Annotated in this window: 22 protein-coding genes and 1 pseudogene; 8 read left to right on the top strand and 15 right to left on the bottom strand. The window is 71.3% G+C overall.

The annotated features are described in order from the left end of the window. Positions 1 to 18: 18 nt before the first annotated feature. The 3 genes from Q9R47_RS16500 to Q9R47_RS16490 are packed head-to-tail and all read left to right on the top strand — an operon-like array spanning position 19 to position 2,893. Positions 19 to 1,854, top strand: coding sequence for a DUF4139 domain-containing protein (locus Q9R47_RS16500; RefSeq protein WP_311234269.1), 1,836 nt, complete (start codon positions 19 to 21; stop codon positions 1,852 to 1,854). After that, positions 1,851 to 2,405, top strand: coding sequence for a phosphatidylglycerophosphatase A (locus Q9R47_RS16495; protein WP_159502543.1), 555 nt, complete (start codon positions 1,851 to 1,853; stop codon positions 2,403 to 2,405). The genes Q9R47_RS16500 and Q9R47_RS16495 overlap by 4 nt, the downstream gene beginning before the upstream one ends. Further along, positions 2,402 to 2,893 (top strand): CinA family protein, encoded by a 492-nt coding sequence (locus Q9R47_RS16490; RefSeq protein WP_404977162.1) that lies wholly within the window; start codon positions 2,402 to 2,404, stop codon positions 2,891 to 2,893. The genes Q9R47_RS16495 and Q9R47_RS16490 overlap by 4 nt, the downstream gene beginning before the upstream one ends. A 1-nt stretch (position 2,894) precedes the next feature. On the opposite strand, the gene Q9R47_RS16485 is transcribed toward Q9R47_RS16490, so the two are convergent. Both Q9R47_RS16485 and Q9R47_RS16480 read right to left on the bottom strand, forming a co-directional pair. Then, on the bottom strand, positions 2,895 to 4,376 hold the full coding sequence (locus Q9R47_RS16485) for a SulP family inorganic anion transporter (protein WP_311234268.1): 1,482 nt from the start codon (positions 4,374 to 4,376) through the stop codon (positions 2,895 to 2,897). Between the two features lie 146 nt (positions 4,377 to 4,522). Beyond that, positions 4,523 to 5,365, bottom strand: a complete 843-nt coding sequence (locus Q9R47_RS16480) for a UPF0149 family protein (RefSeq protein ID WP_311234267.1) — start codon at positions 5,363 to 5,365, stop codon at positions 4,523 to 4,525. A 250-nt stretch (positions 5,366 to 5,615) separates the two neighbouring features. Between Q9R47_RS16480 and Q9R47_RS16475 the strand changes: the two genes are divergently transcribed. Continuing rightward, positions 5,616 to 6,500 (top strand): hypothetical protein, encoded by an 885-nt coding sequence (locus Q9R47_RS16475; RefSeq protein WP_311234266.1) that lies wholly within the window; start codon positions 5,616 to 5,618, stop codon positions 6,498 to 6,500. A gap of 58 nt (positions 6,501 to 6,558) precedes the next feature. Here the strand turns inward: Q9R47_RS16475 and Q9R47_RS16470 are convergent. The 3 genes and pseudogenes from Q9R47_RS16470 to Q9R47_RS16460 form a co-directional block, all read right to left on the bottom strand. Beyond that, positions 6,559 to 7,460, bottom strand: a pseudogene (locus Q9R47_RS16470) (nucleotidyl transferase AbiEii/AbiGii toxin family protein). Next, the gene (locus Q9R47_RS16465) at positions 7,457 to 8,056 is read right to left on the bottom strand and encodes an AbiEi antitoxin N-terminal domain-containing protein (protein ID WP_311234264.1); all 600 of its coding nucleotides are present in this window, start codon (positions 8,054 to 8,056) and stop codon (positions 7,457 to 7,459) included. The pseudogene Q9R47_RS16470 and the gene Q9R47_RS16465 overlap by 4 nt, the downstream one beginning before the upstream one ends. A gap of 146 nt (positions 8,057 to 8,202) precedes the next feature. Next, entirely contained in the window at positions 8,203 to 9,498 is a 1,296-nt protein-coding gene (locus Q9R47_RS16460; protein WP_311234263.1) for a UDP-N-acetylglucosamine 1-carboxyvinyltransferase, read from the bottom strand. A gap of 214 nt (positions 9,499 to 9,712) precedes the next feature. Here Q9R47_RS16460 and Q9R47_RS16455 point away from each other — a divergent pair, with 214 nt between their 5' ends. Next, positions 9,713 to 11,686, top strand: a complete 1,974-nt coding sequence (locus Q9R47_RS16455) for an ABC transporter ATP-binding protein/permease (protein WP_311234262.1) — start codon at positions 9,713 to 9,715, stop codon at positions 11,684 to 11,686. Between the two features lie 30 nt (positions 11,687 to 11,716). Here Q9R47_RS16455 and Q9R47_RS16450 read toward each other — a convergent pair whose 3' ends face one another. Next, the gene (locus Q9R47_RS16450) at positions 11,717 to 12,223 is read right to left on the bottom strand and encodes a putative toxin-antitoxin system toxin component, PIN family (protein ID WP_311234261.1); all 507 of its coding nucleotides are present in this window, start codon (positions 12,221 to 12,223) and stop codon (positions 11,717 to 11,719) included. After that, entirely contained in the window at positions 12,213 to 13,541 is a 1,329-nt protein-coding gene (locus Q9R47_RS16445; RefSeq protein WP_311234260.1) for a THUMP domain-containing protein, read from the bottom strand. The genes Q9R47_RS16450 and Q9R47_RS16445 overlap by 11 nt, the downstream gene beginning before the upstream one ends. Before the next feature lie 148 nt (positions 13,542 to 13,689). Here Q9R47_RS16445 and Q9R47_RS16440 point away from each other — a divergent pair, with 148 nt between their 5' ends. Together Q9R47_RS16440 and Q9R47_RS16435 are read left to right on the top strand one after the other, a co-directional pair. Next, positions 13,690 to 15,519, top strand: coding sequence for a methyl-accepting chemotaxis protein (locus Q9R47_RS16440; protein WP_311234259.1), 1,830 nt, complete (start codon positions 13,690 to 13,692; stop codon positions 15,517 to 15,519). A 7-nt stretch (positions 15,520 to 15,526) separates the two neighbouring features. Beyond that, positions 15,527 to 16,069, top strand: coding sequence for a TspO/MBR family protein (locus Q9R47_RS16435; protein ID WP_311234258.1), 543 nt, complete (start codon positions 15,527 to 15,529; stop codon positions 16,067 to 16,069). Between the two features lie 121 nt (positions 16,070 to 16,190). Here the strand turns inward: Q9R47_RS16435 and Q9R47_RS16430 are convergent, their stop codons facing one another. From Q9R47_RS16430 to argS, 6 genes are all read right to left on the bottom strand, one after another. Then, on the bottom strand, positions 16,191 to 17,786 hold the full coding sequence (locus Q9R47_RS16430; RefSeq protein WP_311234257.1) for an RNA polymerase factor sigma-54: 1,596 nt from the start codon (positions 17,784 to 17,786) through the stop codon (positions 16,191 to 16,193). Beyond that, positions 17,786 to 18,586 (bottom strand): LPS export ABC transporter ATP-binding protein, encoded by an 801-nt coding sequence (gene lptB / locus Q9R47_RS16425; RefSeq protein WP_311234256.1) that lies wholly within the window; start codon positions 18,584 to 18,586, stop codon positions 17,786 to 17,788. The genes Q9R47_RS16430 and lptB overlap by 1 nt, the downstream gene beginning before the upstream one ends. Before the next feature lie 2 nt (positions 18,587 to 18,588). After that, positions 18,589 to 19,239, bottom strand: a complete 651-nt coding sequence (gene lptA / locus Q9R47_RS16420) for a lipopolysaccharide transport periplasmic protein LptA (protein ID WP_311234255.1) — start codon at positions 19,237 to 19,239, stop codon at positions 18,589 to 18,591. A gap of 130 nt (positions 19,240 to 19,369) precedes the next feature. Then, a complete protein-coding gene (locus Q9R47_RS16415; protein WP_311234254.1) occupies positions 19,370 to 20,026 on the bottom strand; it encodes a thiol:disulfide interchange protein DsbA/DsbL in 657 nt (218 codons plus the stop codon). A gap of 79 nt (positions 20,027 to 20,105) precedes the next feature. After that, positions 20,106 to 20,765, bottom strand: a complete 660-nt coding sequence (locus tag Q9R47_RS16410) for an SPOR domain-containing protein (RefSeq protein ID WP_311234253.1) — start codon at positions 20,763 to 20,765, stop codon at positions 20,106 to 20,108. Positions 20,766 to 20,772: 7 nt separating this feature from the next. Further along, positions 20,773 to 22,482, bottom strand: coding sequence for an arginine--tRNA ligase (gene argS / locus Q9R47_RS16405; RefSeq protein WP_311234252.1), 1,710 nt, complete (start codon positions 22,480 to 22,482; stop codon positions 20,773 to 20,775). Between the two features lie 138 nt (positions 22,483 to 22,620). Here argS and Q9R47_RS16400 point away from each other — a divergent pair, with 138 nt between their 5' ends. Further along, positions 22,621 to 23,013, top strand: a complete 393-nt coding sequence (locus tag Q9R47_RS16400; RefSeq protein ID WP_311234251.1) for a PsiF family protein — start codon at positions 22,621 to 22,623, stop codon at positions 23,011 to 23,013. Positions 23,014 to 23,225: 212 nt separating this feature from the next. Here the strand turns inward: Q9R47_RS16400 and Q9R47_RS16395 are convergent, their stop codons facing one another. Together Q9R47_RS16395 and Q9R47_RS16390 are read right to left on the bottom strand one after the other, a co-directional pair. After that, complete coding sequence (locus Q9R47_RS16395) at positions 23,226 to 23,681, bottom strand: DUF2214 family protein (RefSeq protein WP_311234250.1); 456 nt, start codon at positions 23,679 to 23,681, stop codon at positions 23,226 to 23,228. Positions 23,682 to 23,758: 77 nt separating this feature from the next. Continuing rightward, positions 23,759 to 26,356, bottom strand: a complete 2,598-nt coding sequence (locus Q9R47_RS16390; protein ID WP_311234249.1) for a glucose/quinate/shikimate family membrane-bound PQQ-dependent dehydrogenase — start codon at positions 26,354 to 26,356, stop codon at positions 23,759 to 23,761. Positions 26,357 to 26,399 lie beyond the last annotated feature (43 nt).

Here is a 26,399-nt window from a genome sequence, read left to right as displayed (position 1 = left end):
GAGGAACCAGGAGCCGCCATGCCCTTCGCCTTCCTGCCCGGCACGGCCCGTCCGGCCGTCTTCACACGATGCAGCAGCGCCCGGGCCGAGCCCCCGGGCCCTGCCGCCTCCGGAGAGCGCGCCCTGGGAGCACGCCCCCTGCTGGCCGCCCTGCTGGCCTGCGCGGCCATCGCGGCGATACCCGCTTCCCATGCGCAGGAGCGCTCCGCCGCGACGGCATCGCGCATCACCCAGGTGACCGTGGCGCCGGGCATCGCCACCATCGAACGCAGCGCCCGCCTTCCCGCGGGCGCGCGCAGTGCCACCTTCGCCTGCCTGCCGGCCAGCCTCGATCCGGACAGCCTGCAGATCAGCGCCGATGCCGGCGTGCGCGTCGGCGAGTTCAAGGTCACCACCGAAGACCGCGACGTGGCCGCGGGCTGCGCGAGCCCGCTGGACGACCGCATCCGCGCGCTGGAGGACCGCATCGCGGACGTGCAGGCCGAAATCACCGCCCTGCGGCGCGTGGACCGGTACCTGGACCATGTGGCCGGCGGCAGCGAGGGCACGGCCGGCGGCGGCGCGACCGCGCGCGACGGCCGCGCCCCGGCGGCCGCCCCCCTGTCCACGCCGGCTGCGCAGATACCGGCCACGGCCGAAGCGCTGCGCAAGACCTCGGCCGACACCCTGGTGCGCCTGCCGCCGCTGCAGCGCCGCCAGGAAGCACTGGAGCGCGAACTGAAGCCCCTGCGTGCCGAGCGCGACCACGCGGCGGGCGGCACCCGCGGAAAAGTGGTGTCGGTGGCCGTGAACCTCGCCACCGACCGCGAGGCCGGGCTGCGCCTGTCCTACCAGGTGCGCGGCCCCGGCTGGCAGCCTGCCTACCGCGCGCGGCTCGATACCGCCACGGGCGCCGTGGTGCTGGAGCGGCTGGCCGTGGTGGCCCAGCGCAGCGGCGAGGACTGGAACGACGTGCGGCTCGTGCTCACCACCCAGGCGCCCGCGCGCGCCACGCAGGGGCCGCGTCCCGGCACCTGGACGGTGGACGTGGCGGCCCCGCCGGAGCCGCAGCCCGAACGCAGGCCTTCCTCCGTCACCATGATGGGAATAGTGGCGAGGTCAGCGGCGGCGCCCGTGGCCCCGGCTCCGGCCCCGGCCGACCTGGCGGAAGCCCCCCTGCCCGACTTTGACGTGACCGCCCTGGCCGGCAGCTATGCGACGCGCTTCGAGGTGCCGCAGCGCCTCACCGTGCCCGCGAGCGGCCAGCGCACCACGCTGCTGCTGGGCACGCACGCCGCCACCGCCCGCCTCGTCACGCGCACCGTGCCCGCGCGCCAGCCGGCCGCCTACCTCGTGGCCGAGATCGCGCCGCCCGCGGGCTCCTGGCCCGCCGGGTCCGTGGGCCTGTACCGCGACGGCGCCTTCGTGGGCGAGGGCCGGCTGGACTTCGCTGCGGCGGCGCCCATGACCACGGCGACGGCGGGCGCCGACGCGCAGGCAGCCCGCGCCGTCCCGCTTTCGTTCGGCCCCGACGACCTCGTGCGCGTGCAGGCCGAGGCGCCGCAGCAGACCACCGGCAGCGCCGGCTTCACGGGCTCGCGCGTGGAACGCCGCACCGCGCTCGCCTACCGCATCGAGAACCGCCACACCGCGCCGGTCACGCTGCAGGTGATCGACGCGGCGCCGGTCTCGCGCAACGCGAAGATCGAGGTCGAATCGCGCTATGCACCCGCACCGCTCACCACCGCCTGGGAAGGCCGCCCCGGCACGATCGCCTGGCAGCAGACCCTGGCGCCGGGCGCCGAGGCCCGCTTCACCGCCGAGCACACGGTGCGCCACGACAAGGACGTCATGCTGGACGAGAACACGCCATGAACGCCCTGCCGCCCCTCTCTCCGCTTCCCGCCGCTGGAAAGCCGGGCCGCCGCCCGCCGATCGCCACCGCCGCCTTCCTGCGCGCCCACCCGGCGCACTGGATCGCCCTGGGCTTCGGCTCGGGCCTCTCGCCGCGGGCGCCCGGCACCGTGGGCACCGCCTGGGCCTGGCTCGCCTACCTGCTGCTGCAGCAGTGGCTCGCGCCGATGCAGATCGGCCTCCTGATCCTGGGCGGCACTCTGGTGGGCTGGTGGGCCTGCACCACCACCGCGCGCCGCCTCGGCGTGGCCGACCCCGGCTGCATCGTCTGGGACGAGATCGTGGCCTTCTGGTGCGTGCTCTGGCTCGCCATGCCCATGGGCTTCTGGGGGCAGTGCGCGGCCTTCGCGCTGTTCCGCTTCTTCGACGCGGTCAAGCCCGGCCCGGTCGCCTGGGCCGACAGCCTCTTCAAGGGCTTCGGCTGGCGCGGCGGCTGGGGCATCCTCTTCGACGATTTCGTGGCGGCGTTCTGCACACTGTTCGTGATCGCGCTCTGGAGGGTGCTGTGGTGAGCGGCGGCGGCCCCGCGGCGCCGTCCGCCCTCGGGGCGATCGTGCATGCCCTGCGCGCGCGCGGCTGGATGATGGCCACCGCCGAGAGCTGCACCGGCGGCCTGATCGCGGCCGCCTGCACCGATCTCGCCGGATCGAGCCAGTGGTTCGAGCGCGGCTTCGTCACTTATTCCAATGCCGCCAAGACGGAGCTGCTGGGCGTGCCCGCGGCGCTCATCGAGGCCCATGGCGCCGTCAGCGAACCCGTGGCACGCGCGATGGCGGAAGGGGCCGCACGGCATGCCCGGGTGCAGGTCGCACTCGCGGTGACCGGAGTGGCCGGCCCCTCGGGCGGCAGCGCGGAAAAACCCGTGGGCACCGTCTGGTTCGGCTGGCACGTGGCCGGCGCGACGCACAGCGAGGTCGTGCGCTTCGCGGGAGACCGCGCGGCCGTGCGGGCGGGCGCGCAGGGGCATGCGCTGGCACGTCTCGCCGAGCTGCTCGCCTGAGTCAGCGCTCCGCGACCCGCTCCACCAGCCCGGCGCTCGCCTGGTTCATTCCCACCACCTCCACGCTGCAGCCGTGGTGGCGCAGCCGCTGCACCACCTTCTCCAGCGCGGCCACCGCCGTCACGTCCCAGAAGTGGGCGCGCGAGACGTCGATGCGCACCGGCCGGCCTTCCGCGGCGAGGATGTCGAAGGCGTCGATGAAGGCATCGGCCGAGGCGAAGAACACCTGGCCCGCGACACGCCAGGTGCGCAGGCCCGTGGCCGCGTCGTCCTCGGCGCGCACGTCGAGCAGGCGGGCCACCTTGAAGGCGAAGAACACGCCGCTCAGCAGCACGCCCACGGCCACCCCGGCCGCGAGGTTGTGGGTGGCGAGCGTCACGGCCACGGTCGCCAGCATCACCGCGCTCGACATGCGCGGATGGCGCACCAGCGTGCGCAGCGATCCCCAGTCGAAGGTGGAGGCCGACACCATCACCATGATCGCCACCAGCGAGATCACCGGCACGCGCGACACCCAGTCCTTGAGCGCCACCATCAGGATGAGCAGGAACACGCCCGCGAACAGCGTCGAGAGCCGCCCGCGGCCGCCGTATTTCACGTTGCCGACGGCCTGGCCGATCATGCCGCAGCCCGCGATGCCGCCGAACAGGCTGGCCGCGATGTTCGCCAGCCCCAGGCCCGCGCATTCGCGGTTCTTGTCGCTGGGCGTGTCGGTCATCTCGTCCACCACCGCGGCCGTGAGCACGGATTCGAGCAGGCCCACGAAGGCGATCGCGAGCGCCGGCAGCGCGATGGTGCGCAGGGTCTCCAGCGTGAACGGCACGCCGGGCAGCGCGAAGGCGGGCAACGCGTCCGGAAGCCTGCCCAGATCGGCCACGGTGGGCAGCGGCAGGCCGGCCGCGGAGGCCAGCACCGTGAGCGCCACCACGCAGACCAGCGGCGACGGGATCGCGGTGAGCGCGCGCCAGCCCCACCACGCACCCAGGCGCGGCAGCCCGTAGATGATCGCGAGCCCCAGCGCCAGCATGCCCCAGGTGGCAGGGCCGGCGCCGCGCAGGTGCGGCAGCTGGGCCGAGAAGATCAGCACCGCCAGCGCGTTCACGAACCCCGTGCGCACCGAGCTGGACACGAACCGCACGAGCACGCCCATGCGCAGCAGCCCGAAGGCCACCTGCACCGCGCCGGCCAGCAGCCCGGCCGCGAACAGGTAGCCCAGGCCGTGCGACTGCACGAGCGGCGCGGCCACCAGCGCCACCGAGCCGGCCGCCGCCGACACCATCGCCGGCCGGCCGCCCGCGAAGGCGATCACCAGGCTGATGACGAACGAGGCGAACAGCCCCACCGACGGATCGACGCCCGCCACGAACGAGAACGCGATCACCTCCGGGATGAGCGCGAACGTGGCGACGGCCCCCGCGAGCAGCTCACGCGGAATGCTGGGCGCCCATTCGGCACGCAAGCGGGCCAGAAAAGAAAAGGTCATGTCAATCCAAAGCGATGCCGGTGAGCGCGGCCCCGCCAGCGGCCACCGCGCAAGGGCCGCCCGCCGCGCCGGTGGCGTCCCCCTTCCCGCATCGCATCGCGATGCGAGAGAAGGGGGAAGGCGCGCAGCGCCTCAGGGGGTTGTGCTCAATTTCCGCAGCACTTCTTGTATTTCTTGCCGCTGCCGCAGTTGCACGGGTCGTTGCGACCCGGCGTGTCCTCGCGGCGCACGGATTCGACGCGCGGGCCCATGCTCTTCCAGAGCTGGCGCAGGTCGTAGGTGGCCCAGACCGCCTCGCCGAACACCTCCAGCCGGTCCTCGCTCACGCTGGGCGGGCCGTCCTCGGCGTACATGTTGTGCTCGGCGCGGCCGGTGTCGTCCTCCGTCAGCGCGACGATGTGGTCGAGCGCGCCGTCCAGCCACTGCGCGGCCTCCTTGTCGCGCGGCGCGGCCCATTCCTCGGGCCAGTTCTCCACGGCGAACATGAAGCCGAGCGCCCAGACCTGCCCGAACGAGGGAATGTCCTGCCCCTCCATCTCGGCGCGTTCTTCCTCGGGCAGGCAGGCGATGGCGCCGCGCATGTCCATCACTTCGGGCTGGAAGGCGCGGTCGTCTTCCAGCGTCTCGACCTGCTCGTCGAGCTGGCGGGCCACTTCGTTCCAGCGGCGCGTCCACAGTTCGACGAAGCGCGCCTGCTGCGCGTCGTCCTGGAAGGCCGGCAGGCGCGGCAGCGCATCGCCGTCGGCGGAAAGCTCCATCGGGCCGCCGTCGTCCAGCAGCATGGGCAGGTATTCGGCCGGTGCGATGGGGCGGCGCGTGCAGACGAGCGCCGTCAGGAAGCCGTCGCAGAACTCCCACTGGGGGATTTCCTCTGCGCGCGAGCGCAGGTCGTCGAGCAGCGCGTCCAGTTCATCGAGGTCGTCGTTGCTGAGCGCCGGCTCGGTGCCGGGCGCCTCGGCGGAGGGCGTGGGGGCGTGGGGATCGGTCATGGGAAGCTCCTGGCGCGGGGCGCGCGGGCGGTATGGGGTTCGGATGGGGCGAAAAATGGGGGGCTTCAGGGGAAGCGGTATGCAGCGGCATGCAGCGGCCGGCGCGGGCCCGCGGGCAGGCGGCGCAGCCCGACGGAAAAGGCACGCTCTATGATGCCGCCGCAGCGGCCGTGCGCGAGCCCGGCCGTGCATTCCAAGGCGGCGAGTGTAGCCGCGCGCCCTGCCGCCCCCTTTCCGAGCGCTCCATTCCATGTCCGCCACCCCGTCTTTTCCCGGGCCGTCCGGCCCTGCCGGCCCTTCGGGCCCGCTGTCCCCGCAGGCCTCCGGCCCCACCGCGCAGCACGCCTCCGTCGACTGGGATGCCGTGCTGCGCGAGCGGCTGCCCCTGCAGACCCATGCCGTGGAGAGCCACATCGTGGACGGCACACGCGTATGGCTCAAGCGCGCCGCCCCCGTGCGCGGCGCCGGCCGCTACCGCGCCATGGCCGCGCTCGCCCGCCTGCTGGGCCTGCCCGTGCTGCGCCCGGTGCCCGCGCCGGGCGGGGCGGAGGCCATCGCCACCGAAGTGCGCCGGCTGCGCAGCCTGCATGCGCTGGGCCTGCGCGTGCCCGAAGTGCTGGCGGCGAGCGGCCAGGGCCTGCTCACGCTCGACCTGGGCCGCCCGGGCGTGGACACGCATTCGCTGGGCAACGAGATCGAACACCGCCTGCCCGAGGGCGCCGGCCCCGTGCTCGCGCTCTGGCGCCAGGGCCTCGCGGCCATCGGCGAAGTGCATGCCCGCGGCACCTGCCTGAGCCAGGCCTTCGCGCGCAACCTCGTGCGCTGCCCGGACGGCGTGGTCGGCTACCTGGACTTCGAGGACGACCCCGCCGCCACCCTGCCGCTGCCCGTCTGCCAGGTGCGCGACCTGCTCTGCTACGCCCACTCCACCGCGCTCTACCTGCGCGCCGCAGGCGCCCTGCCCGCGGCCCGGACGGACACCGCCGCCTGGATCGCCGCGCACGGCGAGGATGTCCGCCAGGTGATGGACGCCACGCTCCGCCGCCTCGCCTGGCTGCGCCGCCTGCCCGAAGACCGCCGCTGGGGCCGCGACGTGCAGCGCGTGCGCGCGGCCTACGATCTGCTTGCGCGGTAGCGCTGCAAGAGAAGCTCCGGGGCGGATGAGTGGCTTGGGCAGGCCCATTGCCGGGCTTTCAAACCCAGCGCAAGGCCTCGGGGCACCAAGTAGCCGTTGCCTGACTGCCAGCGGCAGCGACCTGTGTCGGTGGCCACAGCAGGTCATCCAGCAACGCCACGGTATCCCCCAGGCTTGCGGCTTCGATGCGGTTTCTGTTCAGGAAGGCTTGCCACTGGCGCAGCTTGGCAGCATCTTCGCTGAACTGCCTGGTCAGTGCCAGGGGCCGCTCGGTGGGCAGAGCGGTCTGGCGCCGGCCAAAAGTGGCGGCGATGGCGGCGCCAGCGTGGCACCGTCCAGCGCCGTGCGCCGAGCGATCACGGCCAGGTCGAAGAAGTCCTTCAACCGGCTGTTGGCCTGCCCCAGCATCACCATGGCTTGGTACTTCTCGGCGATCACCGTGTAGACGGGGTAAACGCGCAGCGTGGGAGATGGGAAATCGCCCAGCAAGGTCGGGTAGACCGCCGTTTGGGGCCCCGGCGTCACGGCATCCCCGAAGCCCACGTCGATCTGCAGCGCGCAGCGTGCGGAGCCGATGCGTGCCGCCAGCGTGATGCGCGTGCCGCCATAGGTGTTGTCCTCGCGGATGGGGCCAGCCTTCACCGAGTCGAGGTCGAACACGATGCCATCGCCCAGGTCCATGGCAGCGATTTCGCGGAAGGTGGCGATCAGGTTCGCGGCATCGTCCGGTCCGAAGCCGAGCAAGTCGGCATCCCTGGTGGGCCGGTGCGGGGTGTCGTACCAGAGTGCGAAGAGCAGTGCGCCCTTGAGCAGGAACCGGTCGGCATGCGGTGAGATGCCGACGCGGGCCAGCAGGCGCTCCATGCCGAAGCGGTTGAGCAGCAGGCTGTAGTCGTCGCCCCGCTGCTTGGCGAGGGCGAGCAGCCGGGCCAGGACCGACGCAGAGCGGTTGCCGCTCATTGCGCTATGGCCTCCAGATAGGGCTGCATGACACGTTCGACCCGATTGATCCGGGCGAAGCGCCTCAGCTCGGCCATGGTGACCTTGCGGCTGCGCCAAGCGTCTTTCAGCGCCTCCAGCGCCACGTCGAGGCCGATCTTGTGGCGGAACTTGAAGCAGTCGGTCACGGTCTTGGCGGCGCAGTACACGCGGATGGGGGCGCCGTGGTCGACCACGGTCTGGATGCCGTCGCTGTAGGCCGTGCCGCGCAGGCGCACGATGCGCAGGGTGGGGTAGCCCGCCGCCGGGGCCTGGCTGCCGGCAGGCAGCGCGATCCATACGTCATGCGGCATCTGCGTGCCGATCCCATGGAATTGCAGCGCGCTCAGCAGGCACAGCACGCCCCTGGGCACGCGCTGGCAGACTTCAATCAGCGTCTGGTGTTCGGTGACTTCGGCATCGGGCAGCCCGTACAGGCCGCGGGCGATGCGCTGCAGCTTGCCCGACTGGTGCAGCCGTATCAGCCACTGCGGCGACCAGCCGCGCTCACGCACATCCGCTGCCCGCAGCACATGCCGGTGCCGGGCCAGCTCAAGAATGTGTTCGGCTTGGCTCATGCGGGCAGAGTTTAATAAACGCACTACTTTTTCACAAGTAATGCGCTTTTCAATCAGACATCGAGAGACCCAGGAGTCGCATTCAGCGCCACGCCCCGTTTTACGCGCGGGTCGATGCGCACATCCACCCGCCGCAACCCGGCCCGCTAATCCTTCCACTCGACCTGCGCCCCCAGGCTGCGCAGGTTCTCCACGAACCGCGGATGGGCCCGCCGGATCGGCCCGGCGTGGCAGATCTCCGAGCGGCCGGGAATGCTGGCCGCCACCATGAAGAGCGCGATCGCCACGCGGATGATGTAGGGGCTCTCGACCACCGCGGGCGTGAGCGCCTGGCCGCCGAAGGTCACGATGCGGTGCGGATCGGACGAGAACACGTGCGCGCCGAACTTCGACAGCTCGCCCGTCCAGCCCAGCGCGCCGTCGTACACCTTGTTCCAGAACATCGCGTTGCCCTGCGCGCGCACGCCCAGGGCGATGAAGATCGGCAGCAGATCCACCGGGAAGTACGGCCACGGGGCCGCCTCCACCTTGGTGAGCGTGTTGGGCGTGAAGGGCGGCTGCACTGCCAGCGGCCCGGCGCGGCGCGTGGTGGACCAGCCGCCTTCGTGCACGACCTCGACGCCGAACTTCGCGAACGTGCGGTCGATGAGCGGGAAGTTCTCCGGCGCGCTGTTGCGCACCGCCACGTCGCCGCCCGTGATCGCGCCCAGCGCCAGGAAGGTGGTGATCTCGTGGAAATCCTCGTCGAAGCGGAACTCGCCGCCACCCAGCTCCGATCCGCCGTGTACCGTGAGGCGCGAGGTGCCGATGCCCTCGATGCGCACGCCCAGCATCGCCATGAAGCGGCAGAACTCCTGCACGTGCGGCTCCGACGCCGCATTGGTGAGCGTGGAGCGTCCCGGCGCGCCGGCCGCGCACAGCACGAAGTTCTCCGTGGTGGTGACGGAGGCGTAGTCGAGCCAGTGGTCGGTCGGCTCCAGCATGCCGGCCCGGCGCACGAGCAGCGTCCCCTCGGCGCGCTCCACGGTGGCGCCGAAGCGGCGGAACACGTCCACGTGCGGATCGATCTCGCGCACACCCAGCGTGCAGCCCTTCACGTTGTCCTCCAGCCGTGCGATGCCGAAGCGCGCGAGCAGCGGCGGCACCAGCATGATCGACGAGCGCATCTCCTCCGGCAGGCGGTGCGACGCCGCGTCGAACACGGTGTGCTCGTGGTGCAGCTCCAGCAGGCCGTCCGCCGGGTCCCACTGCACCCGGCTGCCGAGGGTGCGGAAGATGTCGAGGATCTTGCGCACGTCGGTGATGTCGGGCACGCCCACCAGGCGCAGCGGCGCCCGCGTGAGCAGCGTGGCGCACAGCACCGGCAGCACGGCGTTCTTGTTGGCGGAGGGGCTGATGCGCCCGCGAAGCGGCGTGCCGCCGTGCACGATGAGGTGGGACATGTCTGGGAGGAGAGGGAAAGGAGGGGGAATGCGGAAAGGGAACTGCGCCCGCGCACTGTACCCCCGCCCCTGCCCGGCCGTGGCCCGCATGGCGCTCCGCTCCACTTCGGGTGCGTTTCCGTAGCGCCGCGTGGGCGGCGTCCGACAGGACCGTGGAGGCCCGCCGCCCTATCGTTGGCCTCAAGCGCTCCTGCCCCGTTCCGAAACGTTTCGCATGCCTTCCTCCACCGCCGCCGCAGCCCCCGTGCCAGGAGCTGACGCCCCCCCGCCGGGCCCGACGGACACCTCCCGGCATGCCCCCTCGCTGTCGATGGCCGCCTGGCGGCAGTTCATGAACGTCGCGCGGCCCTACTGGCTGGGCGACAAGAAGTTCGCCGCCTGGTCGCTGATGGGCCTGCTGATCCTGCTCATGCTGCTGGAGACGCACCTCGCCGTGCGCCTGATCGACCGCACCGGCGAGATGACTTCCGCGCTCGCAGCGCAGGACCGGGACCGTTTCTGGGACGCGGTGCGCACCTGCCTCTTCGTGCTCGCCTTCGCGGCGCCGGTGTACGCCTTCTACTACTACATGCGCGACGCCTTCGCCAACCACTGGCGCCTCTGGCTCACGCACCGCTTCCTCGACGGCTATCTCGGCCGCCGCCGCTACTACGAACTGAACGCCGAGGGCACGGTCGACAACCCCGACCAGCGCATCAGCGAGGACATCAACAGCTTCACCGGCCGCTCCACGCACTTCCTGCTGATCTTCATCGGCGCCACCATGCAGCTGGTGGCCTTCAGCGCGGTGCTGTGGTCGATCTCCCAGGCCCTGGTGGCCTTCCTGGCCGTGTACGCGCTGGTGGGCACGGTGGTGGCGCTCTACGTGTTCGGCGCGCCGCTGATCCGGCTGAACTTCTGGCAGCTGCGGCGCGAAGCGGATTTCCGCTTCGGCCTGATGCGCCTGCGCGAGAACGCGGAATCCATCGCGTTCTACCGCGGCGAGGCGCAGGAGCGCGCCCAGCTCGACCACAGCTTCCAGGCCGTCTTCAACAACTATGCGCGCCTCATCAAGCGGCAGCGCTCGCTCAACCTCTTCCAGCGGGCCTTCAGCCAGCTCACGGTGGTGATCCCCAGCATCATCCTGGCCGACGCCGTGCTCTCGGGCGACATGGAGGTGGGCCGCGCCATCCAGGCCGGCGGAGCCTTCGCGGCGGTGCTGGCCTCGGTATCGCTGATCGTGGACAACTTCGAGAGCCTGAGCCGCTTCGTCGCCGGCATCGGCCGGCTCGACACGCTGCGCCAGGCGCTGCTGGGCGCTCCCGAGGACCGCAAGGCCCGCGAGCCGCAGGAGCCCGAGGCGGCCGCGGCGGCGAAAAAGCAGCGCCGCCAGGATCGTCGCGCCCACCGGCAGGCCCGGCGCGGCCGCGGTAGCGCGCCGGCCGGCATGCCGTCAACGCGGTCGGCAGGCAAGGCGGGTGCGGTGGCCGCAGCGCCGGTCGCCTCGCTGGCACCCATCGCGCCCATCGCCGGCCGCGAGATCCAGGCCCGCGAGGGCGAGCGTTTCGCCATCGAAGGCCTGACGCTCTACACGCCCCGCTTCACCCGCCTGCTGGTGCGCGACCTGACCCTGCAGCTGCAGCCCGGCGACGCGCTGCTGATCACCGGCGCCAGCGGCTGCGGCAAGAGTTCGCTGCTGCGCGCCATCGCCGGCCTGTGGCGCGACGGCGAAGGCATCGTGCACCACCCGCCGATGGAGAGCGTGTTCTTCCTGCCCCAGCGGCCCTACATGCAGCCCGGCACGCTGCGCAGCCAGATGCTCTACCCGGCCCGGAACTGCGCGCTGGACGACGGGCAGTTGCGGGAGGTGCTGGACGCCGTGCAGCTGCCCGAGCTGGCCGAGCGCGTCGGCGGGCTCGATGCGGTGCGCGACTGGGAAAAGGAACTCTCGATCGGCGAGCAGCAGCGGCTGGCTTTCGCGCGGGTGCTGGTGCGCCAGCCGCGCATCGTGATCCTCGACGAGGCCACCAGCGCGCTCGACAGCGCCAACGAGGCGGCGCTCTACGAACGGGTGCGCGCGAGCGGCGCGTCGGTGATCAGCATCGCGCACCGGCCTGCGGTGCTCGCCCACCACACCCACGTGCTGGTGCTCACGGGCGATGGGGGCTGGTCCCTCCACCCGGCGGAGGGCTTCCGCTTCGAGGAGTGACGGCGCGGGCCGGGCGGCCCTGGCAAGGCCTCAGGCCGCTGCGGCCAGGGCGCCGCCGGCCTGCTCCTCTTCGGGCTCCTCCAGCACCAGCGCGGTCGCCACGTGGGCGTCCATGTTCAGCAGGCGCTTGCGCATGCAGAGCACGGCCTTGTCCTTCGACAGCAGGATCGCGCGGTGCGCGGCCGCGAGGTCGATGAACTTCTGGTCGTCCGCATCCTTGCAGACGTAGGCCACGCGCGGCGCGGTCTCCACCAGGCGCGCCTGCGTATCGAACGCGGCGAGCACCTGCGCGGCTTCCACGCGGTAGTAATCCATGCGCTCCACGATGTGCGCATACGCCAGCACGCGCTCCAGTTCGTCGCGCATCACCTGGGTGGCGATCCAGGCGAGCCGCCCTTCGGCGAGCAGCTGCCGCAGCGGCCCCGTGCGCGGGTCGGAGAAGATCAGCAGGTCCAGCGCGACGTTGGTGTCCACCACCACGCTGCGCACGGGCTCGCCTGCCGCCGCCCGCACGGGCAGCCGCAGCTCAACCGGCATGGCCCGCGTCCGCTTCCGCGTCCGGAGGGGTGCCTGCGCCTGTACCCGCACCGGCACCGGCACCGTCGCCCTGCGCCCGGGCACGCACGGCCCCGCGCACCATGTCGAAGCGGAACATCCGGCATTCGATCGGGCCGTTCCACATCGGCACGCGGCGCGATTCCTTCAGGCGCATCTTGCCGGGCAGCTTCAGGTCCGGCGTGAGCATCCAGGCCTGCCAGCCGGCGTAGTTTTTCTTCCAGTGGGCGGCGAGCTGCAGGAAGAAATCCACGCCGTCGTCCGTCTGGGCGGTCTCGCGGCCCGCGCGCTCGACCACGCCCATGCGCTCGCGCGCGCTGCGCCCCGCCGTGCCGGCCGCGGCGATGCGCTCGCCGTAGGGCGGGTTGAGCAGCATCACGCCCGGCTGCTCGGTGGGCGGCATGCGCTGCAGCGCGTCGCCGCCGCGCAGCTGCACGGCCTGCGCCACGCCCGCGCGCTCGGCGTTGCGCTGCGCGAAGTCCACCATGCGGTGCGACACGTCGCTGCCGAACACCGGCACGGCCGGGGCCACGATCGCATCCTGCGCCTGCTCGCGCAGCGCATTCCACACATGCGCCTGGAAGGGCAGCAGCTTCTCGAACGCGAAACGCCGGCGCAGCCCCGCCGGGATGCGGCAGGCCATCTGCGCGGCCTCGATCGCGATCGTGCCGCTGCCGCAGCAGGGGTCGTAGAGCGGCAGGGGCGCGTCGCCGCGCGGGTCCCAGCCGCTGGCGGCGATCATCGCGGCGGCGAGCGTCTCCTTGAGCGGCGCATCGCCCTTGTCCTCGCGCCAGCCGCGCTTGAAGAGCGGCTCGCCCGAGGTGTCGATGTACACCGTGGCCTGGTCGGTGGTGAGGTGCAGGTGGATGCGCACGTCCGGGTGCTGGGTGTCCACGTCCGGCCGCACGCCGCCGGCCTTGGCACGGAAGCGGTCGGCCACGGCGTCCTTCACGCGCAGCGCGGCGAAGTTCAGGCTGTTGAGCGGGCTGTGCTGGGCCGTGACGTCGATGCGGAAGCTCTGGCGCGGAGTGAACCAGATCTCCCACGCCACCTCGGCCGCGATGGCGTAGAGATCGTTCTCCGAGCGGTACATACGCTCGGCCAGTTGCACCAGCACGCGCTGCGCGAGGCGGCTGTGCAGATTGAGCTGCAGCGCCTGGCGCCAGGAAGCGCGCGCCAGCACGCCGCCGCGCCCCGTGAGCAGGTCATGCCCCGTCAGCCCGGTCAGGTCGTGCACCTCGTCGGCCAGGAAGCCCTCGACGCCGGCGGCGCAGGGCAGAAAGATTTGCAATGAATTCATAACGCAGGGGCGAGAGGATACGCCCTGGCGGCAAAACCCCTCGTCCGATCATTTTTCCGTATAGCAGAATAACGGGTTCGATCTGTTGATACAGTTCAACAAATTGCCGATAGCCAGCGATCCCCCTCATTGTTCTCCGGGAGCCGAGATGTTCCAAAGCCTTCGCGCCCGCCTCATCGGGATCTGCATCGCCATCACCACCCTGTCGCTCGTCGCGCTGGCGCTCGCCACCTTCTTCGCCGTCCGGAACAACACCCTGTCCGGCCTGGACGCCCAGCTCGCCCAGCAGACCCGGGTGCACGCCGAAGAGATCACGACGTGGGTGAAGGACAAGCAGCGGATCACCAGCTCGATCCGCATCGCGGCGGCGCAGCCGGACCCGATCCCGTTCCTGCAGGCGGCGAAGCAGGCCGGCGCGCTCGACGATGCCTACCTGGTCCACGCGGACAAGCGGCACAGCTTCCTGCACCCCGTGCCCGACGGCTACGACGGCACGTCCCGCGGCTGGTACAAGCAGGCGATGCAGGCCGGCGGCCCCATCGTGACGCCGGCCTACATCGGCGCCAGCTCCGGCAAGCTTCTCATCACGTTCGCCGAGCCCTGGGGGCCGGCCGGCCAGTTCGCGGGCGTGGTGGCCACCGACATGCTGCTGGAAACCGTCGGCCGCATGGTGACCGCCATCCAGCCCACGGCCAAGAGCTTCGCCATGCTGGTCGACGACCAGGGCCGCCTGCTCGCGCAGGCCGATCCCCAACTGGCCCTCAAACCGGTGTCCGAACTCGCCGCCGGCATCGACGCGCCGCTTCTGCGGAAGCTCGCGGCCGAGGGCGGCCACGCACAGGTCGCGGCCAAGGGCGCGGAACAGATGCTCTACGCCGCCAAGGTCGAAGGCACGCCCTGGATCCTGGCCATCGCCATCGACCGCGCCGAGGCCACCCGTCCCGTGCGCGAGCTGCTGCAGCTCGCCATCGCCATCACCGTGCTGTGCGTGGCCCTCGCCGTCGGCCTGCTCACCTACGCCGTCAGCCGCCAGCTGCGCCGCCTCGCCGTGGTGCGCGACGCGCTGGAGGACATCGCCTCCGGCGAGGGCGACCTCACGCGCCGGCTGGACACGCACGGCAGCGACGAACTCACCCAGATCGCCCGTGCCTTCAACCACTTCGTGGACAAGATCGCCGCCGTGCTCGTGCGCATCCGCGCCTCGGCCGAATCCGTGCGCCTGGCCACCAGCGAGATCGCGAGCGGCAACCACGACCTCTCCGGCCGCACCGAGCAGCAGGCCAGTTCGCTGGAAGAAACCGCCGCCGCCATGGAGCAGCTCACCGCGACCGTGCAGCAGAACGCCGAGAACGCCCGCCAGGCCAAGCACCTGGCCGCCAACGCCTCGCAGATCGCCGCCCACGGCGGCACGGTCGTCGGCCAGGTGGTGCAGACCATGGGCGGCATCGACGCCTCCTCGCGCAAGATCGTGGACATCATCGGCGTGATCGATTCCATCGCCTTCCAGACCAACATCCTGGCGCTGAATGCCGCCGTGGAAGCCGCCCGGGCCGGCGAGCAGGGCCGCGGCTTCGCCGTGGTCGCCTCCGAAGTGCGCACGCTCGCGCAGCGCTCGGCCACCGCCGCCAGGGAGATCAAGTCCCTGATCGACGATTCGGTCACCCAGGTGAACGAGGGCAGCCGGCTCGTGCAGGACGCGGGCGCCACCATGCAGGAGGTGGTCGAGAGCGTGCAGCGCGTCACGGCCATCGTCACCGAGATCAGCAACGCCAGCCAGGAGCAGAGCACCGGCATCGCCGAGATCGGCGGCGCCGTGAGCCAGATGGACCAGAGCACGCAGCAGAACGCCGCGCTGGTGGAGCAGGCCACCGCCGCCGCGCAGTCGCTGCAGCAGCAGGCGCACCAGCTCGCCGATGCGGTCGCGGGCTTCAAGCTGGAGGCGCCGTCCGGCCCGGCGGCAGTGCCTTTGCGGCGATGATGCCGGCATGACACGAACCCATCCGCTCACGCCCGGCTCCGGGAACTGCACCCGCCGCGCCCCGCTGTCGCCCCGCACCTGGCTGGCCCTCGCGGGCTGGCTGCTGCTGTCCTTCGCCGCCGCCGGCGTCGGCGGCATCGCCTCGGCGCAGGCACCGCAGTTCTACGCCGAGCTGGTGCAGCCGCCCTGGGCCCCGCCGCCCGGGGTGTTCGGCCCCGTCTGGAGCGTGCTCTACACCCTCATGGCCATCGCCGCGTGGATGGTCTGGCGCGAGCCCGCGGGCGCGGCGCGCCGCCAGGCGCTCGTGCTCTTCTGCCTGCAGCTCGCACTGAACGCGCTCTGGAGCTGGCTGTTCTTCCAGTGGCACCGGGGCGCCTGGGCGCTGGCGGACATCGCGCTGCTCGGCGCCTGCGTGGCCGCCACCTTCGTGGCCTTCCTGCGGCTGCGGCCGCTGGCAGGCCTGCTCCTGCTGCCCTACCTGGCCTGGATCAGCTTCGCCGCCGCGCTCAATTACACGCTCTGGCAGCTGAACCCCGGCCTGCTGGGCTGAAGCGTTCTAAGAGCGGCTCACACGACCCAGCGAAGCGGTTCTGGCGAGGCGCCGCATCGCAGGCAGTATGGGTAGTACGACAAGATGCGGCAACGACGCCAGAAGGGTCGTGTGAGCCGCTCTAAAGAGCCTTGCGCAGGTTGGCCGGCGCGATCTTCAGCGCCTCACGGTACTTCGCCACCGTGCGGCGCGCGCATTCGATGCCCTGCTCCTTGAGCATCTCGGCGATCTGGCTGTCCGACAGCGGCTTGGCCGGGTTCTCGGACGCGACGAACTGCTTGATCAGCGCGCGCACCGCGGTGCTCGACGCATTGCCGCCCGTCTCGGTGCCCAGTCCCGAGCCGAAGAAGTACTTGAGCTCGTAGGTGCCCTGGGGCGTGGCCATGTACTTGGCCGTGGTCACGCGGCTGATGGTCGATTCGTGCAGGCCGAGTTCGTCGGCGATGTCGCGCAGCACCAGCGGGCGCATGGCCAGCTCGCCATGCACGAAGAAGTTCTTCTGCCGGTCGACGATCGCGCGCGACACGCGCAGGATGGTGTCGAAGCGCTGCTGGATGTTCTTGATGAACCAGCGCGCCTCCTGCAGCCGCTGCTGCAGCGCCTGGTGCCCCTCGCCGCCGCGGTTGCCGCGCAGCGCACCGGCATAGATGTCGTGCACGCGCAGGCGCGGCATCACGTCGGGATTGAGCTGCACCGTGAAGGCATGCGTCGCACCGCGGCCGCTGCTCTTCTTCACGATCACGTCGGGCACGACGATGTTGCGCTCGACCTGCGCGAACGCCCGGCCCGGGCGCGGCTCCAGCCGCGCGATCAGCGACATCGCCGCGCGCGTGCATTCCTCGCCCGCGCCGCAGTGCTGCGACAGCCTGCGCACGTCGCGCCGCGCCAGCATCTCCAGCGGCTGCTGGCAGATGCGCAGCGCGGCCTGCACCACCTCGGGCTCCGCGGTGTCCTCGTCCTGCAGCGCGCGCAACTGCAGCGCCATGCATTCGGCCAGGCCGCGCGCGCCCACGCCCACCGGCTCCAGGCTCTGCAGCAGCCGCAGCGCCACGGTGAAGCGATGCACCAGTTCCTCGACCTGCTCCGGGTCTTCCTCGCCCGCCAGCGACACGGCCAGCGATTCCAGCGATTCGTCCAGGTAGCCGTCGTCGTTCAGCGATTCGATCAGGAAGCGCAGCGCGGCCCGGTCCACCTCCGAGAGGCGCAGCGACAGCGCCTGCCGGTGCAGGTGATCGGTGAGCGACTCGTGTTCGCGCGCGAGTTCGGTGGCGTCGGCTTCGTCGCCCTCGCCGTTCTGGCTGCGCGTGCGCGCGGGCGCATCGCCGCCCCACTCGCCGTCGTCGGGCGCCATCTCCACCGTGCCGTCGCCCTCCCAGTCGGGGGCGTCGGGCACCTCGGGGGCGTCGCCGGCATCCCGCGTGTCAGAAGCGGCGTCCGCCGTGCCCGCGCTGGGTGCGTCCGACGCGCCGGAGGCGGAATAGAGCGATTCCTCGGCGCCGCGGTCGGACTCGGCGACGGGCGTGTCCGCCTGCGCGAGGCCGAACTCCTCGCGCGGGGCCTCTTCGGAATTGCGTTCGAGGAACGGGTTCTCGTCGAGCATCTGCTCGACTTCCTGCGACAGCTCCAGGGTGGACAGCTGCAGCAGGCGGATCGACTGCTGCAGCTGCGGCGTCAGCGCCAGATGCTGCGAAACGCGCAGCGACAGTCCCGGTTTCATCACATCCGGAAGTGTTCGCCGAGGTACACGCGGCGGACTTCGGCGTTGTCGACGATCTCCGGCGGCGTGCCCTGCGCGAGCACGCGCCCGTCGCTGATGATGAAGGCGTGGTCGCAGATGCCCAGCGTCTCGCGCACGTTGTGGTCGGTGATGAGCACGCCGATGCCGCGCGCCTTCAGGAACCCGATGATGCGCTGGATCTCGATCACCGCGATCGGGTCGATGCCGGCGAACGGCTCGTCCAGCAGGATGAATCGCGGCTGGGTGGCGAGCGCGCGCGCGATCTCCACGCGGCGGCGCTCGCCGCCCGAGAGCGCCAGTGCGGGCGAGGCGCGCAGGTGGTCCACGCGCAGCTCCTGCAGCAGCGCGGTGAGGCGTTCCTCGATCTCGGCGCGCGACAGCGGGCGGCCGTCGTCGCCGCGCTGCAGCTCCAGCACGGCGCGCACGTTCTCCTCCACGGAGAGCTTGCGGAAGATCGAGGCTTCCTGCGGCAGGTACGACAGGCCCATGCGCGAGCGGCGGTGGATCGGCATGTTCGCGACCGACTGGCCGTCGATGCGGATGTCGCCGCCGTCGCTGCGCACCAGCCCCACGATCATGTAGAACGAGGTGGTCTTGCCCGCGCCGTTGGGGCCCAGCAGACCCACGACCTCGCCCTTCTGCACGACCATGGACACGTCCTTCACCACCTTGCGGGAGCCGTAGGACTTCTCGAGGTGCAGGGCTTCCAGGCGGCTCTGCGATCCGGAAGGCGCTGCCGGCGCTGCAGGCCCGGCGCCGGAGGGGGAAGGCGTCGCCATGCTCACTTCGCCCCGCTGCCGAGCTCGCTGCTGCGGCGCAGCGTGGGCGCGGGGCCCGGGGCCGGCGCCGCCGCGGGTGCCGAGGCGGATTCCTTGGGCGACAGCACCGCGCGCACCCGTCCGCCCGGCATGCCGGCCGAACCGGACCCGGCGGGGGCGGTCTTCTGCCCGTCCACGGTGAAGACGTCGGTGGTGTTGTTGTAGACGATCAGCGCGCCGGCCATCTGGTCGGTGAGCGTGGATTCGCGGTAGCGGCGCAGCTCGGCGCGGCGGATGAGGCGCACGAGGTCGGCGCGGCCGTCGTACTCGATCACCTCGCCCTCGCCCTCGACGAACTCGTCCGGCGCGCCCGCCGGGGTGTCGCGCTTCTGTCGGAAGAACGCGCGCTGGCCGGCCTCGGCGGTCATGGTGCCGTACTGGAAGCCGTCCGGGTCCTGCCGCACTTCGAGGCGCGTGCCCCGCAGCACGATCGTGCCCTTGGTCACGACCACGCGGCCCGTGAACACGCTGGTCTGCTTGAGTTCATCGTGCCGCAGGGCGTCGGCCTCAATGTTCATCGGCTTGTTGCGGTCGGCCTTTTCGGCCTGCGCCGGCCCCGCGGCGAACGCCAGGGACGCCAGCAGGAGAAGGGTGGGGAGGAGTCTGGATCTCATAGAGGGCACGAATCTTGCAAAGATTGTAGTCCCCTGCTGCGGCAGCGCAGCATCGGGCAAACAAAAGCCCGCCGGAGCGGGCCTGTGGGTTGCCGGCGGCATGCCGCTGCCGACAGCGTGCGGCGGCCGGTCAGCCCTTGCGCGCCTGGCCCGCCAGGTAGTCCACCACCTGCAGCACGTTCTGCATGCTGCCGGCCATGGTGCCGTCGGTGTAGTAGCGGCCCGCCACGCCCATCGAGGGCACGCCCTCGACGTTGTAGGCCTCCTGCAGCTGGGCGGCCTTGCGCAGCTGGTTGGAGACCGTGAAGGAGTTGTAGACCTCCTTGAACTTCGCCACGTCCACGCCCTGCTTGCCGACCCAGTCGAAGATCTGGTCGTCCTTGGCGAGGGGCAGCTTCTCCACGTGCACGGCGCGGAACACCTTGGCGTGCAGCTCGGGCAGCTTGTTCATGCCTTCGAGCGCGTAGTAGAGCTTCTGCTGCGCCGCGAAGCTGGAGTTGAAGGCCACGGGCACGCGGTGGATGGCCAGGTCCTTCGGCGCCGACTTCATCCAGGCCTCGAGCGTGGGCTCGAAGGCGTTGCAGTGCGGGCAGCTGTACCAGAAGAACTCGATCACCTCGACCTTGCCGGCCGGCGCATCGGTGGGCGCGGGCTTGGCCAGGCGGACGTAGTCCTTGCCCTCCTTGAACTGGCGCGCCTGCGCGAAGGCGGGCGTGGCCATCGGCAGCGCGACGGCGGAAGCGGCCACGGCGGTGGCGGCGGAGAGGGAGAACTCGCGGCGTTTCATGGAAAGGGACACTCCTGTGATGTTTCTGGAGGATTGGGAGCCGCGCCGGGCGGCAAAAGTTCAAGCCGGCCCGGACGCCTCAGTGCTGGACGCGGACCAAAGCCGACTCCACGCCCGCGCCGTCGAGCTTCTCCTTGAGCATTTCGGCATCGTCGCGCTTGGTGAACGGGCCCACGCGCACGCGGAACACCGTGCGGCCGTTCTGCTCGCGTTCGCTCACGCGCGCCTCCCAGCCCAGCATGGCCAGCTTGGCGCGCTGCGCGTCGGCATCGCCCTGGGTGCGGAAGGCTCCGGCCTGCACGAAGTAGTCGAACGGCTCGCCGCCGCTCGCGGCCCGGGCACGCGCCAGGTCGCCCAGCGGATCGGCCGAGGCGGGGGCGGAGGCGGCCGCCACCGGCCGGCTCGCGCCCGCCCGCGGGGTGGACGCGGCCGCCACGGCAGCCGATGCCGCGGGCGTGCTCGCCGGTGCGGGCTCGACACCCGCCACGGCCGGCGTGCTGGCCGCCGGCGTGACCGGGCGCGCCGGGTTCTTGCCGTAGAGCGGCGAATTCGGGTCCCAGTTCTTGTTGCGCTGGGATTCGAGGGCATCCTGGTCGGAGCCGCGCGCGCCACCCTTGTTCAGGAACGGCACGGGCACCTTGGTCACGTAGACCGCCACGGCGAGGGCGACGCCCAGGCCCACGACGATCCCCAGGATGAAGCCGACGGCCGAGCCGCCGCGTTGCTGCTTCTGGTTCATATGGGGTTCACATTCTGGCGGGCGCATCGACGCCCAGCACCTTCAGGCCATTGTGCAATACCTGCGCCGTGGCGGCGACCAGCGCGAGGCGGGCGCGCTTCACCGCCTCGTCGTCCACGAGGATGCGCTCGGCGTCGTAGTAGCTGTGGTAGCTCGCGGCCAGGTCGCGCAGGTAGAAGGTCACGTCGTGCGGGGCCTCGCCCTCGGCGGCGGCCGTCAGCATCTCGGGGTATTTGGCGAGCTGCAGCATCAGCGCCTGGGCCTGCGGGCCTTCCAGCGCCGACAGATCCACGTCCTTGAGCGATGCCACGTCGCCGCCGCCGGCCTCTGCCCAAGCCCGCAGCACCGACTGGATACGCGCATGCGCGTACTGCACGTAATAGACCGGGTTGTCGTTGTTCTGCGCCACGGCCAGATCGACGTCGAAGGTGTATTCGGTGTCGGGCTTGCGCGAGAGCAGGAAGAAGCGCACCGCGTCCTTGCTGGTCCACTCGATCAGGTCGCGCAGCGTCACGTAGCTGCCGGCGCGCTTGCTGATCTTCACTTCCTGCCCGCCCTTCACCACGCGCACCATGGTGTGCAGCACGTAGTCGGGGTAGCCCTGCGGAATGCCGACGCCCGCCGCCTGCAGGCCGGCGCGCACGCGCGCGATGGTGCCGTGGTGGTCCGTGCCCTGGATGTTCACGACCTTGGAGTAGCCGCGCTCCCACTTGGCGATGTGGTAGGCCACGTCGGGCACGAAGTACGTGTACGTGCCGTCCTTCTTGCGCATCACGCGGTCCTTGTCGTCCCCGTAGTCGGTGGATTTGAGCCACAGCGCGCCGTCCTGCTCGTAGGTGTGGCCGCGCTCGATCAGGCGGTTCACCGTGGCCTCGACGCGGCCCGAGGTGTAGAGGCTCGATTCGAGGTAGTACTCGTCGAAGTGCAGGTTGAACGCCTGCAGGTCCTTGTCCTGCTCGTTGCGCAGGTAGGCCACGGCGAACTGGCGGATGTTGTCGTAATCCTCGACGTCGCCGTTGGCGGTGAACTCGCGGTCGTCCGCCTTCACGGTCTTCTTCGCCAGGAAATCGTTGGCGATGTCCTGGATGTAGTCGCCGTTGTAGAACGCCTTGGAGGCCGGATTCTCCGGATCGGTGGGCCAGCACGCGTCGCCGGGCTTGAAGCCCTTGGCGCGCAGCTGGGTGCTCTTGGTGAGCGTGTCGATCTGCACGCCCGCGTCGTTGTAATAGAACTCGCGGTGCACGCTCCAGCCCTGGGTGGCGAAGAGGTTGCAAATGGCATCGCCCAGCGCCGCCTGGCGGCCGTGGCCCACGTGCAGCGGGCCAGTGGGGTTGGCGGAGACGAACTCCACCAGCACGCGCTGGCCGTTGTCCTGCTGCCAGCCGAAGCGCTCGCCCGCGGCCAGCACCTCGCGCACGATCTCCTGCTTGGCGGCGGCTTTGAGGCGGATGTTCAGGAAGCCGGGGCCGGCGATCTCGATCGCATCGACCCAGCGCGCGAAGGCCGGCGTGGCCTCCAGCGCGGCCTTGAGCTGTTCGCCCAGAGCGCGCGGGTTGAGCTTGAGCGGCTTGGCCAGCTGCATGGCGGCGGTGCAGGCGAAATCGCCGTGCGCGGCCACCTTGGGGGATTCGAAGGCGGCGCGCCCGGCGGTGCCGGGCGAGAGTTTTTCCAGCTCGCCGGCGAGCGCCGCGAGCAATTCCTGTTTGACGGAGAGCATCCGCGGATTCTACGGGCCGGCCCGTCATCCGCCGGGGGGCGAGCGGCGTTAAGCGGAACAGTCCCGGCCTGCGGCAAGGCGGCCGGGGCGCCGCGTCATCCGACCGACCCCTCGTTCCATCCTCTGCAGGAGCATTACATGAAGAAGCTGCTTTCGATGCTGGCCGCCTCCGGCCTGGCCCTCTCCTTCGCGACGGCCCATGCCGCCGGCCCCGCTGCGGCACCGATGCCGACGACGACGGCGCCCGCCCCCGTGGCGGCACCGGCTCCCGCTCCTGCGACGGCGGCCACCGCCTCCGCCCCCGCGGCCAAGGCGCCGACCGCGCAGCAATCCAAGATGAAGACCTGCAACGCCGAGGCCAAGGACATGAAGGGCCAGGAGCGCAAGGACTTCATGAAGCAGTGCCTCTCGGCCAAGAAGCCCGCCACGCAGCAGGACAAGATGAAGAGCTGCAATGCCGATCCCAAGGCGAAGGAACTCAAGGGCGACGAGCGCAAGGCGTTCATGAAGGAATGCCTGAGCAGCAAGTGACATCCCCCTGAGGCGGCTGCGCCGCCTTCCCCCTTCTCTCGCCGCGCTGCGCGCAGCGGGAAGGGGGACGATGCCAGTGGCCCGGCAAAGCCGGTTCCACGGCATCTGCTGGCTTGGCCTGCTCCGCGGCCTTCTGCTCCGTGAAGGACGACAGCTGCCGGCGATGGCTGGACGCGCCCGGATGCCGGCATGGCATGCGGGCGCTTCTTTTTTTACCGGGTGCCGACGCCCCTGGCCAGGAACACGGCCAGCAACGGGATCAGCGCCAGCAGGTGGGCCTCGACCATCACGATGCGGCGCGTGCCGCGGATGGCGGCCTCATCGGGCAGGGCGCCGGTGGCGCGCAGGGTCTTGCGCCAGCGCAGGAAGCGCAGGGTGGGCACGATGGACATCAGGCCGATCACCACGAACAGGGTGATCTTGGCGTGCAGCAGCGGCTGCGTCCAGTACCACGCGCTGCCCTTCATGCCCCAGATGACGCGGGCGAGGCCGGTAGCCAGGACGGCCAGGGCCGAAAGGCCGTAGACCAGGTCCACGCGCGCCAGGCGTTCCACGACGGCGGCGTTCAGCCACTCCTTGCGGCAGAGCGCGGCTTCGCTCGCCAGGAAAACGGCCATCGTCAGGATGGCCAGGAAGTGGGCATAGGCCAGCAGGGCTTCGGTGGTCACGCGGTATCTCCTCGTGTCGATCGGAAGGGGTGGCGCATGGTAGCGCGCCCCGCCCCGTCCCAAGCCCTGCCGCGGCGCTACTTCTGCGGCGGCAGTGCGTAGGCACGCACGCTGTCGCCGGGCTTGGTGCCCGTGGAGCCGTGGCCGCCGGCCACGACGACCACGTACTGCCGGCCATCCTCCCCGGTGTAGCTCATGGGCGTGGCCTGTCCGCCCGCGGGCAGGCGGTCCTGCCAGAGGATGCGGCCGTCGGCGAGGTCGTAGGCCCGCACGTAGTTGTCCAGCGCGCCCGAGTAGAAGGCGACGCCGCCGCCGGTGAGCACCGGGCCGCCGATGCCGGGCACGCCCATGCGGAAGGGCAGCGGCAGCGGCGAGAGATCGCGCACCGTGCCGTTGCGGTGCTTCCACGCCACCTCGCCGGTGCGCAGGTCCACGCCCGCCACGTAGCCCCACGGCGGCGCCTGGCAGGGCAGGCCCACGGGCGACACGAAGGGCTTCATCGAGGCGGCGAACGGCGCGCCGAAGTTCTCGTTCAGCGCCGGCAGGCTGCCCTTGGGCGGGCCGCCTTCCTGCACCAGCAGGCTGGTGTCGTCCTTGCGCGGCACCAGCTTGGAGACGAAGGCGAGGTAGGTCGGCGTGGTGAAGGCCACCTGCCGCTGCGGATCGACGGCGATGCCGCCCCAGTTGAAGACGCCGAAGTTGCCCGGATAGATGATGCTGCCCTGCTCCGACGGCGGCGTGAAGCGGCCCTCGTAGCGCAGGCGGTGGAAGGCGATGCGGCAGGCGAGCTGGTCGAACATCGTTCCGCCCCACATGTCGCGCTCGGTGAGCGGCGGCGGGTCGAACGACAGGGCCGACTTCGGCTGCGTGGGCGCCGTGCGGTCGCCCTTGGCGGCGCCCTGCGGCGCGGGATGTTCCGTCACCGGCAGGATCGGCGTGCCGGTGCGCCGGTCGAGCACGAACAGCTCGCCCTGCTTGGTGGGCTGCACCAGCGCCGGCACGGTCTGCCCGCCCACCTGCAGGTCGATCAGCGTCGGCTGCGAGGGCACGTCGTAGTCCCACAGGTCGTGGTGCACGGTCTGGAAGTTCCAGCGCACCTTGCCGCTGTCCAGGTCCAGCGCGACGACGGAGGAGGAATACTTCTCCACCGCCGGGCTGCGGTTGCCGCCCCACTGGTCGGGCGGCTGGTTGCCCATGGGCACGTAGACCATGCCGAGCGCCTCGTCCACGCTGGAGATCGACCAGCTGTTGGGCGAGTTGGGCGTATAGGTGCGGCCGGGCGGCAGCGGTGCGGTGTCGTCGGGATTGCCGGAATCCCAGTTCCAGACGAGCGCGCCGGTGTCGATGTCGAACGCGCGGATCACGCCCGACTGTTCCTTGACGGAGGCGTTGTCCAGCACCGTGCCGCCGACGATCACGAAGCGCTGCGTGACCACCACGGGCGAGGTGGAGTAGTAGGCGCCGGGGCGCAGGTTGGGCATGCGCTGCCAGAGGTCGATCTGGCCGGTGCCGCCGCCGAAGTTGGTGCACACGGCACCGCTCTCGGGGTTGAGCGCGATCACCCGGCCGTCGGCGGTGGGCATGAAGAGCTTGGCGCGGCAGGCGGCGTCGGTCGGGCCCTGCTTCGAGGCGATGGGCGGCTGGCGCTGGTCGGCGGCCGTCGCGGCAGGCGCTTCGGGGCGGGTCGTGGTCGGCGAGGAATGGGCCGCGGGTTCGGCGCGGTCACCGCCGGTGGCCGCCTCGGCCACGGAGCGCAGCGCGGCGGGCGAGGCGTCGGCGACCGGATCGCGCGGCGGCTGGTAGGAGAGGCCGCGGCAGGTCAGGTGCTGCAGCGCGAGCTTGTTCTCGATCTGCGGGTCGTAGCGCCAGAGCTGCTTGCCCGTGGTGGCGTCGAGCGCGATCACCGACTGGTGCGGCGTGCACAGGAACAGGCGGTTGCCGATCTTCAGCGGCGTGACCTCGTAGGTGGTCTCTTCCGGATCGCCCGGCTTGCCGCGCACGTCGCCCGTGCGGAACTCCCAGGCCATCTTCAGTTGCGAAGCGTTGTCGGGGGTGATCTGCGCGAGCGGCGAGAACCGCTGGCCGTAGCCCGTGCGGCCATAGGCATGCCATTCGCCGTCGGGCAGGCTGGGCGCGGCCTGTGCGGGGCCGGCCGCGGGCCCGCCCGCCAGCTTGCCGGCGAGCTCGTGCGGGGCCGTGAACCACGACGCCACCGCCAGCACGGCCGACAGGGCCAGCACCAGCCCGAGGGCCAGCCGCGGCATGCGCACCGCCGATACCCGGGCGGCGGGCGCTGCCGCAGCGGTGCGCGGGGATGCCACCGAGGCCGGGGCCGAAGCAGGGACGGCGGGGCCGCGCAGCAGCGAGCGCCGCATCCACGGCGTCACCAGCCAGAGGCCGAGCAGGAAGAGGATGTCCAGGCGCGCCGCGAGCGGCCACCAGTCCACGCCGACCTCCCACACCGCCCAGGCCGCGGAACCCAGCAGCAGTGCCGCATACACCCACAGCGCCGCGGCGGAACGGCGCGCGAGCAGCACGCCGGTGGCCAGGAGCGCCAGCCCGGCGATGACGTAATAAGGGCTGCCGCCCAGGGAAACGAGCCATCCGCCCGCCCCTGTGACGGCAACACCCACGATGCCGACGAGGATGCCGGTGATGCGTGCGAGGCCTGCCATGTTGTTGTCCTTTCTGCCCATGCCCCAGCCGGCCATCGGCGCG

Origin of the sequence: Acidovorax sp. PRC11 (assembly GCF_031844105.1) — a bacterium.
Taxonomy (GTDB): Bacteria; Pseudomonadota; Gammaproteobacteria; order Burkholderiales; family Burkholderiaceae_C; genus Paracidovorax.
The sequence above is the reverse complement of the archived record's forward strand: the minus strand, read 5'-3'. Positions and strand labels throughout refer to the sequence as shown.

Bases quoted from the DNA above. Each gene is read 5' to 3' on its own strand.
- lptA (WP_311234255.1), bottom strand. From the start codon at position 19,239: ATGAGATCCAGACTCCTCCCCACCCTTCTCCTGCTGGCGTCCCTGGCG.
- Q9R47_RS16465 (WP_311234264.1), bottom strand. From the start codon at position 8,056: ATGAGCCAAGCCGAACACATTCTTGAGCTGGCCCGGCACCGGCATGTG.
- Q9R47_RS16460 (WP_311234263.1), bottom strand. From the start codon at position 9,498: ATGTCCCACCTCATCGTGCACGGCGGCACGCCGCTTCGCGGGCGCATC.
- Q9R47_RS16400 (WP_311234251.1), top strand. From the start codon at position 22,621: ATGAAGAAGCTGCTTTCGATGCTGGCCGCCTCCGGCCTGGCCCTCTCC.
- Q9R47_RS16480 (WP_311234267.1), bottom strand. From the start codon at position 5,365: ATGACCGATCCCCACGCCCCCACGCCCTCCGCCGAGGCGCCCGGCACC.
- Q9R47_RS16455 (WP_311234262.1), top strand. From the start codon at position 9,713: ATGCCTTCCTCCACCGCCGCCGCAGCCCCCGTGCCAGGAGCTGACGCC.
- Q9R47_RS16410 (WP_311234253.1), bottom strand. From the start codon at position 20,765: ATGAACCAGAAGCAGCAACGCGGCGGCTCGGCCGTCGGCTTCATCCTG.
- Q9R47_RS16430 (WP_311234257.1), bottom strand. From the start codon at position 17,786: ATGAAACCGGGACTGTCGCTGCGCGTTTCGCAGCATCTGGCGCTGACG.
- Q9R47_RS16485 (WP_311234268.1), bottom strand. From the start codon at position 4,376: ATGACCTTTTCTTTTCTGGCCCGCTTGCGTGCCGAATGGGCGCCCAGC.
- Q9R47_RS16415 (WP_311234254.1), bottom strand. From the start codon at position 20,026: ATGAAACGCCGCGAGTTCTCCCTCTCCGCCGCCACCGCCGTGGCCGCT.
- argS (WP_311234252.1), bottom strand. From the start codon at position 22,482: ATGCTCTCCGTCAAACAGGAATTGCTCGCGGCGCTCGCCGGCGAGCTG.
- Q9R47_RS16475 (WP_311234266.1), top strand. From the start codon at position 5,616: ATGTCCGCCACCCCGTCTTTTCCCGGGCCGTCCGGCCCTGCCGGCCCT.
- Q9R47_RS16435 (WP_311234258.1), top strand. From the start codon at position 15,527: ATGACACGAACCCATCCGCTCACGCCCGGCTCCGGGAACTGCACCCGC.
- Q9R47_RS16450 (WP_311234261.1), bottom strand. From the start codon at position 12,223: ATGCCGGTTGAGCTGCGGCTGCCCGTGCGGGCGGCGGCAGGCGAGCCC.
- Q9R47_RS16495 (WP_159502543.1), top strand. From the start codon at position 1,851: ATGAACGCCCTGCCGCCCCTCTCTCCGCTTCCCGCCGCTGGAAAGCCG.
- Q9R47_RS16440 (WP_311234259.1), top strand. From the start codon at position 13,690: ATGTTCCAAAGCCTTCGCGCCCGCCTCATCGGGATCTGCATCGCCATC.
- lptB (WP_311234256.1), bottom strand. From the start codon at position 18,586: ATGGCGACGCCTTCCCCCTCCGGCGCCGGGCCTGCAGCGCCGGCAGCG.
- Q9R47_RS16500 (WP_311234269.1), top strand. From the start codon at position 19: ATGCCCTTCGCCTTCCTGCCCGGCACGGCCCGTCCGGCCGTCTTCACA.
- Q9R47_RS16445 (WP_311234260.1), bottom strand. From the start codon at position 13,541: ATGAATTCATTGCAAATCTTTCTGCCCTGCGCCGCCGGCGTCGAGGGC.
- Q9R47_RS16390 (WP_311234249.1), bottom strand. From the start codon at position 26,356: ATGGCAGGCCTCGCACGCATCACCGGCATCCTCGTCGGCATCGTGGGT.